The organism is Paenibacillus massiliensis 2301065 = DSM 16942 (genome assembly GCF_000377505.1).
Lineage (GTDB): Bacteria > Bacillota > Bacilli > Paenibacillales > Paenibacillaceae > Paenibacillus > Paenibacillus massiliensis.
Genome location: NZ_KB898214.1, coordinates 1 through 10630 on the forward strand (window position 1 = coordinate 1; position 10630 = coordinate 10630).

6 protein-coding genes are annotated in these 10630 nt (G+C 51.2%); all 6 read right to left on the minus strand.

What is annotated here, in order from left to right; genetic code table 11:
* Positions 1 to 550 (minus strand): beta-ketoacyl synthase N-terminal-like domain-containing protein (locus D328_RS29915; RefSeq protein WP_267879794.1); only part of this gene is annotated, 550 nt, incomplete at its 3' end.
* Positions 551 to 606: 56 nt separating this feature from the next.
* Entirely contained in the window at positions 607 to 1677 is a 1071-nt protein-coding gene (locus D328_RS29920; protein ID WP_018888328.1) for a hypothetical protein, read from the minus strand.
* 57 nt (positions 1678 to 1734) lie between these two features.
* Positions 1735 to 5910 carry a non-ribosomal peptide synthetase gene (locus D328_RS30520; protein WP_018888329.1) on the minus strand — a complete coding sequence of 1392 codons (4176 nt, stop codon included), beginning with the start codon at positions 5908 to 5910 and terminating at the stop codon, positions 1735 to 1737.
* Positions 5888 to 6703, minus strand: a complete 816-nt coding sequence (locus D328_RS29930; protein ID WP_081625365.1) for an aspartate/glutamate racemase family protein — start codon at positions 6701 to 6703, stop codon at positions 5888 to 5890. Before D328_RS29930 ends, D328_RS30520 begins: the two co-directional genes overlap by 23 nt.
* A 29-nt stretch (positions 6704 to 6732) precedes the next feature.
* Complete coding sequence (asnB, locus tag D328_RS0128040; protein WP_018888331.1) at positions 6733 to 8598, minus strand: asparagine synthase (glutamine-hydrolyzing); 1866 nt, start codon at positions 8596 to 8598, stop codon at positions 6733 to 6735.
* Positions 8599 to 8647: 49 nt separating this feature from the next.
* Positions 8648 to 10630: condensation domain-containing protein (locus D328_RS0128045; RefSeq protein WP_018888332.1), on the minus strand; the 1983-nt coding region annotated here is incomplete at its 5' end.

Here is a 10630-nt window from a genome sequence, read left to right on the forward strand (position 1 = left end):
CGGTGTCTGCCAGTCGCCCCAGCGTGAGCCCGGCATGCTCGGTAGCCCGGTATACGGTCTCCAGCATGATCTTTTGCAGCGGACTCATCAGGAGGGCCTCCTTGAAGGAGATGCCGAAGAAAGCCGGATCGAACCGGTCTACCTCCTCCAGATAACCGCCCGGCTCGCAAGCGTCCTCGGGAATCTCGGCCACGCCGAACAGACGCTCATAGACGGGAGCCATGACACGGCGTCGCTCCGCCCCCGGCAGACCGGTCTGATCCTCGCCCGCCGCGATCCGGTCCCAATACTCGGGCAGGCTGGAGGCCCCGGGAAAGCGCACGGCCATCCCGATAATCGCGATATCCTTCGCCCGCGCAGCCTGTGTCTGCCGCGCCTCCGACGCTAGTGGCTTCGCCTGTGCTGTCCTCAGCTCCTCCAGCATTGCTGCGGCTGAAATCACTGTCAATTCTCGAGACGCTACTTGCTCCAGAATATAACGCTTTAACTGGTCCACTCGCATATTCCCCTCCAGTCCATGAAACTTAAGATATCTAAGGTTACACAGCAAACAGTGCGGTATGCTTACGCAATACTGTACTCAGCACTTAAATGCAATAGATTGCGTTATTGTAACGTCAGCTTACGATTCTCCAAGCTTGCTTCATTGCTTCTTGTCTCCGCAAGGCATGACAGTATATCCATCCAAATGACCTCTTCCTTGGTGCGGAGCTCCATAAGAATGTCAATCATTTTGCCAAGTGTTGATCTGCTTCTTACTATTGAATGTTTGATGGCCAAATTACGCAACAGCAGTGATTGCTCATATAGCTTATTGCATTGAGCCTCGAAGATTGTCCCCCGTGCCAACAGATTCTGCTTGCTTAGAAATCGGATGCGCTCCAGCATCATTCGTTTATGATCCTTTAATACCTCATAAGGAGTTAGCTCCGCACGATTCTCGCCATACCGCTCCATGTTCTCATATAGCAGGTCATATACCTGCAGGCCATATACCCATAGATCGCGGCTATCCCCAATATCGTTGCGGTAGCCGTCCGTATAGCTTTTGCCATGCAGGTTGGATTGAAGGTACGCCTCCATATACTTGCACAGCACTTGAATGTCAAAGCGGTAATACGGTTGCTCCTTCGGCTTGACGAGAATGATTCCCTGCAACTGATCACTAATCGGCCCCTGTGCTTTAGCTCGAAACGACTGCTCCATCTGTCGAAAGTCAACGGTAGAATGTCCATATATCGAGTCCTGATAAAAATCAGCCGTATGAAATCGGTTACGCCAGCGATCATAGCCAAACACAAACGTGTCATGCACGACGTGAAACTGCCCATAAGCTTTGGAGCCTGGAATGTAAAACTGGTCCAGATGCATGAAAACATACCATCCTGTCTGGATGCAATTCAGCATGAATTCGACGATGGATTTCCCCCAAATGTCCAGCCATTGGCGTGAAATCACCTGATACTCCAGACCAGGGCAGGTCTTCCAAGCCAAAGGCGCGCAAAAATCAATAAAACAGCCATGTGTTAAATCCTTGCCTCCCATGAGTTGGACGTAATGATTAAAGAACCATTGCATTACATGCTCGTTATCGTTGATGCATGCAAGTATATTCGCATGCGTCGGATAGCTGGTAATCAGGGGTGTTCCCATCGGCAAGATGTTGACCATTTTCATGTCATAACCCTCTCTCCTGTTGAATCACAGCGGGCTCTCCTCTCTACCCCGCACTACTTAGAAGTTGAACCCAATGTCAGCAAAAACTTTTGGGATCTCATCATACTGCGGCGTACGGATTTCAATGTCCTTTAGCTTGATATTAGGAGATTCTGCTACAGCTGCCAAAATGCGCTCATAATCTTGAGCAAGCTGGCTTACAGTGCGTGCTTCATACAGCTCTTGTCCATATTTGAAGGTGCCGCGCAGGCGCTCTGGAGATTCAACAATTTCCACCCTGAGATTATAGATCTCTGACAAGGTAGGAAGCTCTGCATATTCGAATTGCAGGTCATCTGAACGAACCGCAAAATCCTCATAATTTAACATGGAAAAAACGGTATCAAACATCAGGTGGTCTCTTGAATGGTGCAGGTCCAACTGCTTGGCCAGACGCTCCAGCGGATAATCTTGATGCTCATAAGCCTGTAGCATTGTACCTCGAATTTCCTGCAAAAATGAGCTAAACGGCTTATCTCCTTCCGGATAGCTGCGAATTGCCAGTGCATTCACAAACATCCCCACCACCTGACGCACCTCGGCCCGTCTCCTGCCCTCCACCGGAGTACCGACCGTGACCTCTTCTCTCGCGGAATACTTCGCATAGAGCACATGAAAGGCCGCGAGCAGTACCATGAACAGCGTCGTTTGCTGCTCAGCAGCAACAGCATACAGTCGGCGGCTGAGCACCGGATCAGGCTCCCACGTGATATGTCCTCCTGCGAAGCTTCGTTCATTTGCTTCAGGAGTATGATCGGTCGGAATGCCGGGCAACGGACGATAATCGGCAAACATACTTTGCCAGAATTGCTCTTGTCTGCGTAGATCCTCCACGACTGGGGCACTAGTCTGCCATTGTGCAAAGTCTACATATTGAACGGGGAGATCGTGTAATTCACGGCCCTCATACAACGCAGCCAAATCCCGCTGCAGCAGGAACACAGATTTCCCATCAGCCACGATGTGATGCATATCCAGCACAAGCAGGTGCTGTTCTTCTGCAAGTGGAATAAGAATACTCCGGATTAGCGGCGCCCGCTCCAATTGAAACGGTCGTATGCAACCATTTACGGCAGTATGAAGCTGCTGTCCTTGCAGATGCACGATCTCTAAATGGAAGTCACAATGCTCATGGATTCTCTGCACAGGATCCCCATCTACAATGTCAAACGAAGTTCGCAACGCTTCATGCCTCTCAATCAGTTGCCCACAGGCGCGCTCCAGCCGCGTTACGTCAATCGGTCCATATATCATAAAGGCTGTTGTGATATGGTATCCGGAACCTGTATTCACAAGCTGTTCATCCATAAATACACGCATCTGTGCTGCTGTGAGAGGATAGTAAGCTTGCTTGGCAGCAGGCTCGATCCTCACTCCATACTGGCTGTCCTGCTCGTCTATATAAGCTGCTATCTCTTCAAGAGTATCGTGCTCGAACACTTGCTCAAGAGGGAGTTCTACCTGGAAATTCTCATATACCTGTGCAATCAGTGTCATAATATTCAGGGAATGCACGCCAATTTGCAAGAAATGATCGTCTGCACTAATCCGTTTAATGCCGAGAATATGGGTCCATATGTCCAGCAGCTTGAGCTCGGTTGAACTGTTTGGTGCCTTGTAGATTCTGGCAGTGGTATCCTGCTCAAATGGAGAAGGCAGCGCGTTATAGTCCAGCTTTCCATTGGGCGTTAGCGGCATCTTATCAAGCCGAATGAATCGGGCAGGAATCATATAATCCGGCAAAAAACGGCGCAGGTAGACACTCAATTGCTCATCGTCGATCATCTTATCTGCTAGATAATAGGCTATCAGGAGGGGTTCCTGAGCCTCTTCCACTTGTAGCTGTACGTCATACCCGAGTTCTTTTAGAATCACATGAACCCGTTCCTCATTCACCGGACTTTCCAGCTCATTTCTGGATTGCTCCAGTGTTATGTGCCCTGTACGGACCTCCCAGCTATTTGGGAAAGCATAGTTGTCATATCCTAGCTGTGTACGTTGCACATAAATTCCTGCATCATTGATGAGACAATTGCTAGAGCAAAATCCGGTATCCTCGGGATTGCTCCAACACTCGCTTTTGCTCTGCAAAAAAGATAAAATGTCCTGCTTGCTGACATCACAGTAGCGGTAGAAGTCCACCAGTTCGACTTGATCCAGCATGCTTCGGTTGATTAGCTCATCTCGCTCGAAGGCTTCTGCCACATAATCCTTTTTACCGTGGTATAGTACACGCTGCTCCTGTATTTTTAGTTCAATTTCCGCTGTCGTTCGGTATCCCTGCTGCAAAATATCATATAATCTGACATCATATATTTGTCCTCTGGACAAGCCTGTCACAATGTATGGTATCCCGCGCTCAGCGGCCACACGTGTGCTCAATATTCGCATGGCTTTGAAGCAGCCGTTACAGACGCTGCATTCCTGCTTTAGCCCTTCTTTAAAAATATCCAGCATGCCATCAAAGGTACCAACAATATGATCCACGCCCAGTTCCTTCACGACTGAATCTATATTCCGGAAGGCAGCAGATGAAATGTAACCGTTATCAAATGTGTAAGCCAGCACACGCGCTCCCATCTCAACCAGCCTGTATAAAGCATAAGTGCTGTCTTTGCCGCCGCTATACAGGAGCAAGCAGTCATAGGAAGGTTGGTTCTCTTTCTCTACTGGTTGCAGCTTGCTCTGCAACTGCTCCATACCCTGAAAATATTGTTCTGCCGCTGAGCGGTATTGCTCTTGCCCAGTGCACACACTGCACTTTCCCATATCGTCGAAGCTTATGCCCGGATACGTCGAAGGCAGCCCGCAGGCTGCACAGTGCTGTTGCGCCATACCCTTAGGCGTGTCCGCCTTCGCTCGCATTCGGACGACGGCTTCCCGGATTCCCGCCATATTGGTCAGTCTGTGCTCGATGTCGCCAAGCTCAACGCGATTGCCGCGTATTTTGACCTGATTGTCCTTCCGACCCAATAACGCAAGCTCCCCTTCAGGCAGCCAACGCCCCATATCCCCCGTTCTGTACATCATTATTTCGCCCGATTGATCTCGGCAGGGATCAGGAATGAACGCTGTCTGGTCAGGATGACTGGAAGGAAAGTAACCATGGGTCATATACCTTGTCGCAATACATATCTCTCCGGCCTCACTGCCGGATACAGGCTGCTGCTGCTCGTCCAGCAAATATACACTAGTGTCTGGCAGCGGTCGCCCAATCGGTATGGATTCCCGATGAACATCTTCAGGCTTGATGGGATAGAATAGCTTGATCATCGTTGTCTCCGTAGGACCATACAAATTAACAAGCCGCACGCGATTTCCCAGGTTATCGTACCAGTTCTTCAAGCTTTCAGGCCGAATTGTCTCGCCTGCCAGCAGTACGTAGCGCAAATCCGGATAGCTGTCTGCCGTAAGCGACAAGTGATTGATAAAACGGAACAGGCTGGGGGTACAATGCACAACATGGACCCGCGAGTGCTCAAGCCAGTGCACAAGACGTAACGGGTCCAGAATAATCTCCCTGCTCTCTGGAATACAGATGGTTCCTCCTGCACAAATAGGTACAAAAATGTCTCGCAGCACGGCATCAAATCCAATGGAGGTCAGTTGGCTAACTCGCATCGGATCCGTCAAATCCAGCCATGAAGCCTCCCAGTTCATAAAATGCAGCAAGCTCTCATTTTTACCGACAACCGCTTTGGGCTTACCCGTAGAACCGGACGTGAAGTATATATAAATCGGGTCCGTTGCATTTGCCGAATGGCTGTATGCTTCCTTGCTTCCTGCTTGCACTGACATGGCTTGTCGAGCCCGCAGCACGAAATATTTCCCTTCATGACCTTGCAGTGTCTCAGCCCGCTCAAATTGTGCATCATCACACAACAGGCAGGATACCTCCGCCGTATCCAGCATGGTGACCAGGCGCTCATCCGGGTGCAATGGATCCAGTGGTACGAAGACGCCGCCTAATTTCAAGATGCCGATTACTGCTGCAATGCTTGCACAGCGATCCTGCATCAATATCCCGATATGGTCATACTGCGCTGCACCATGTGCATGTAGTAGTTCACATATGCGGTCGGATTCCGCATCCAGCTCCTTATAGCTGAGCGTCTGCTGCCCGCATTCAATTGCCTTCCGCTCAGGAAAGGCTGCAAACGCTCTAGCAAGCTCATACTGTATCGTATTGTCCATTCGTTCCGATCCCCCTACTTGTCCAATTCAAGTCAGGCATCTGCACCAGCTTATCTGGCGCGGCTTCACGAACGAGAGCCCTTGCCAGCACCAGCGATGAGTCTATTACTGGTCTGCCCTGCAGCCGCAAAGCAGGCAAAGCCAGTGGCAATTCCGTACATCCCAGAATCAGAGCCTCTGCCTGACGACCAATTAATTCATTCACACCCGCCTGCACATTCTGCACAGCTGCCATAGTCGGAGGTCGCGGACAGGCCTTCAGTCCAATAGACAAATCATATATGGCATGATCAATCCGCGAACGGCAGGACGATGAGGGCATAATCGTCTCAAGTCCTCGCGCACGCAAGGCTGTAGTATACATACCAGATTGGGCTGCGGCGACTGTAGACAATACCCCCACCCTGTACACCGCAGGCAGCCTCAGTCTCACAAAAGCGGCAACCTCTTCCACCATATGAAGAAGCCGCACCCGACAGCCTCCTTGCTCCAACAAATTCATCAGCTTGCAGAAGATAGACGGAGCATGCGCCGTGTTACAAGCAATGCCAGCGATATCGACACCCACCTGCTCCATTTTTCGCAAAATGTCATACAAGCCGTAAGCCGGGTTTACACCGCTTCCATGCAGCAGGAAGCCTGTCCTGTCAGCCACTTGGCCTGGAAGCGAGAACAGCATCAACGGCAAGTGCTCCTGATCTTTGCTTGCTGCGGTCTGATCCAGCAGCTTGCTTGCCAGATCAATCCCTGCATGAGGCCCGACTCCTCCCACAATCCCGATGGTTCTGCTCAGACCATCACCTCCCCCTCTTCATGGACAATCTACAGCTTCAGGTTATACTGCTGCATTAACAGCCCCATCGTAATGACGATAATCAGCATGTCGTTGTCATATGGAAGATTCAGCCTGAACCCTTCCTGCGTATATTGCCTTTTCAATTGCTCAACAGCCTCCGGACTAAAACAGCCCTGACGCCGCACCGTATCATATGAGAGAATATCCCCCAAGAACTCTCGCTCTCTAGCCAACAAGGCTGTGCTGCCAGGTGCCACAAATGCGAACTTGGGACGCTGAACAATCTGCTGTGGAAGCATTGGCTCTGCCAGCTTCTTCAGGATATACTTCTCCTTGTAACGCTTCAGCTTCATGGAGATGGGGATACGGCGGGCAAAATTGATAACGGACATATCCAGGAATGGATAGCGAGCTTCTACCGAATGCGCCAGAGCCATGCGATCACCATGATCAGACAAAAGGTGATCGCTCATTCGAAGCTTGAAATCCAGATATGACCTTTTATGAAACACATCCAGTCCGTGCAGCCGTTCCTGCTTCACAATCGGCTCATTCAGGCAGGATATGTGGTCATAGACCTCGTTTACCTGCTCGGAATACAGTCCACGGACCACACGTGCGTATTCATGATGATATTTCTCATACACAAAATCCTCATCGCCCCATAGTCGGCGCCGGATCTCCAGCTCAGCCGGATGCTCAATCCGGCGTGCATTCACCTGCTCTGCTCGCATCTGGTCAAATCGGTAGCCTACATAGCCGCCAAAGAGCTCATCAGCTCCTTCGCCTGTCAACACTACCTTGACATCAAAACGGTGTGCAGCCTCTGACAGGCTCAAGGAAGCCGTGTTATACGTTTCCTTGAGCGCACATTCCGCATGGTAGACTGCCTGGAACAGCTTGCTGGCTATTTCCTCCTGTCCGATCGGTATTTCATGATGGTTGGAGTGAAGACGCTCTACCATCATCCGCTGATACTTGGCTTCGGAGATGGTCGGGTCGGTAATATTCACGGAGAAGGAGTGGCGTCGGCCCGAGGGATCCAGACTCTGGATTTTGGCAGCAATGAGAGACGAATCCAAGCCCCCACTTAAGTAAAAGCCCACCGGTACATCCGCCTGCAAGCGTCGCTGCACTGAACGGGTCAGCAAATCGTCCAGCTCCTCGATATAATCATGCTCATTCACAGACTCATAGGACTCACCGCCCTGCGGATAGATCAGGTCCCAGTATTCGCAGTCTCTCACTCCGTCTTCTTGATCCACGAGCAAATAGTGTCCTGCCTCCAGGCTGTGGATTCCTTGAAAGAGTGTCCTTGGACTGACCAGGCCAGGAAAGTGCATAATCTGGTCCAGCCCCTTCAAGTCGATACGCGCCGTTATATCAGGATGCTCCAAGAGAGCTTTGATCTCTGAAGCAAAGACGAACATGCCTCCGGTAATCGTGTAATAAAACGGAGCAATGCCCACATGATCACGTACACACAAAAGCTGCCTTGTAGTGTGGTTATATAGAGCGAACGCAAACTGTCCGTTCAGCCGATCCATTAATTGGGTACCATACTCCTCATATAAGTGCAAAATGACTTCAATGTCGCAGCAGGTCGCAAATCGGTGTCCGCGAGCCTCCAAATCAGCACGAAGCTCGCGATAATTAAAAATTTCACCATTGCATATGAGCGTAAGCGACCCGTCTTCATTATGAATCGGCTGTGCTCCACCAGCCGGATCGATAATACTCAATCTTGTGAAACCAAGCACAAGGTCAGGCGCGATCAAATATCCCGTATCGTCCGGCCCACGGTGACGCAGCACACCGTTCATGCGCTCGATCCAGTGGGGCTCGGCTCTACCTTCTCCCTTGAAGTCCATATAACCGCATATTCCGCACATTCAGCTTCAAACTCCTCTGTGACCATGAATTACATGCATAGCCTATTCGTTAGTTGTTCGAAGAAATCCGTAATGCATCCAGCCTCTCATCCGGCTTGGCCATGGCTTGCGATAGCATGGATTTCAATTTCTGGATCAGCACATTAATCGTTGCTTGACGAAACAGCTCAGGACAGTAGGTAAAGCATAGACTCAAAGCACCGTCTGACGACTCTATTACATCCAGCTGCAAATCAAAGCGGGTATTGGCTGCAATGTAATAAGGTGTCGCCTTAATGTCTTTCATCTGCAATTCGGGATAGTCCTGATTCTGCATGATAAACATACTGCTAAAAAGCGGCCGCATCTGATCATGAAAGCGTTGCGCAAGCTGCTGGTTCAATCGTTCGAATGGATAGTCCTGATGGGCATATCCCTGCAATAAAGCTTGCCTTGCTTCCTGCAAAAATTGCCGAAAGGTTTTCTCCCCAGAAGGGAAGGTACGAATGGCTAACGTATTGATGAACATCCCGACTACTCCCTCCAGTTCCCGCAGGTTCCGACCGAGTATACTGGTGCCGATGGAAATATCGTCTCTGCCTGTCCAGTCCATAAGCAGTATATTGTAGGCTGCAAACAAGAGCATATTTTTCGTCACCCCCGCAGCAGTACAAAAAGCTGAGATTCGTCCATTGAACTCTTCCTCGAATTTGTAATATTCCAGCCTGCCTTCCCAACTGGTCACATTGCTCTTCTCATAATCGGTGGGCAGCTCCGTTACTGGAAGTGAGTGCCCGAATACATGAAGCCAGTAGTCCTCCTGTATGCGCATAGCCTCAGATGTCATGATCTGCTGCTGCCATACGGCAAAATCCTTGTAGTGTACAGGAATAGGCTCAAGCTCTCTGCCTTCGTAGAGGTCTGCAAACTCCTTCGCAATAATAATCATGGAAGCCCGGTCGGCAATCATATGATGCACATCAAGCATAAGAGCATAGCGCGATTCCGGAAATCGAATCAGCATCGCCCGCAGCAGAGGGGCTTCATCCAGCCGAAAAGGACGAATGAACTGTTCCAGATAGCGGTCGTTAAATACAGGCTCTGGCGAATCGATACAGACAAGATCCAAAATGGCAGATTCATGCATCCGCTGAATATACCTGCCGCGAGCCAGATGAAAGGAGGTTCGCAGCGCTTCATGTCGCTGCACTACTTCTTGCAAGGCGAGCTGCACACGTGGGGCATCCACCTCCCCTTCCATGACCAGTACACTCGGTAAATTGTAAGCGGTCGCCCCAGCCTGCCGACCATGCAGAATCATTCGCATCTGGGCAGACGACAATGGATAGTCCTCCTGCCACGGAGCTGGCTTAATCATCCAGAACTCGGCCCCTTCTGCCGGCTTGGCCTCAAGGAAGGCCGCCAGCTCGGCCACCGTCGGATGCTGCATCAGCTCCGTCAGGCTTGTCTCCGCCTGCAGACGCTCATTCAACCGATTCGCTATTCGTATTCCGCTGATCGAATCGCCGCCCAGCTCATAATAGTTCTCATCCACCGCAATTTCCTCCAGCCCCAGCTCGCTGCCCCAAACAGTCGCCACCTCCTGCTCCCGCTCGCTGTACACGCCGCTGGCACGCCCAATCAACCGCACCTCCGTGCCTGTTCCTCGTTCCCAGGCGTCCTTTGCCTCAGAGGATTTCGGGCGGAGTGAGCCCCCTTCGGTAATCGATTCGATTGACGCTGACGCGGATAACGAGGCCTCCGTCTGCCTTCCCGCTGCTTCGGTCATCTCGGCCACGGCGGAACTGCCTGAATCCCGCGCTCCCCGTCGCAGTCGATCGGTACGTCGCTGCTTCGGCGGCTCAACCTCGCCTTCCGCATGTTGGGCGGCAGCCCTCGGACGCCGGAACAGGCTGGCATGCGCTTCTTCCAGGTACCAGCAGGAGACTCGCTCCAGCGGATATTCCGGCACGGCGACCCGCCGCAGTCGCACCTGCGGCATGCGCTTACGGTACCATGCCTCCCATGCGATATCCGCTCCGGCGCTGTACTG

Bases quoted from the DNA above. Each gene is read 5' to 3' on its own strand.
- D328_RS29920 (WP_018888328.1), bottom strand. From the start codon at position 1,677: ATGAAAATGGTCAACATCTTGCCGATGGGAACACCCCTGATTACCAGC.
- D328_RS30520 (WP_018888329.1), bottom strand. From the start codon at position 5,910: ATGGACAATACGATACAGTATGAGCTTGCTAGAGCGTTTGCAGCCTTT.
- asnB (WP_018888331.1), bottom strand. From the start codon at position 8,598: ATGTGCGGAATATGCGGTTATATGGACTTCAAGGGAGAAGGTAGAGCC.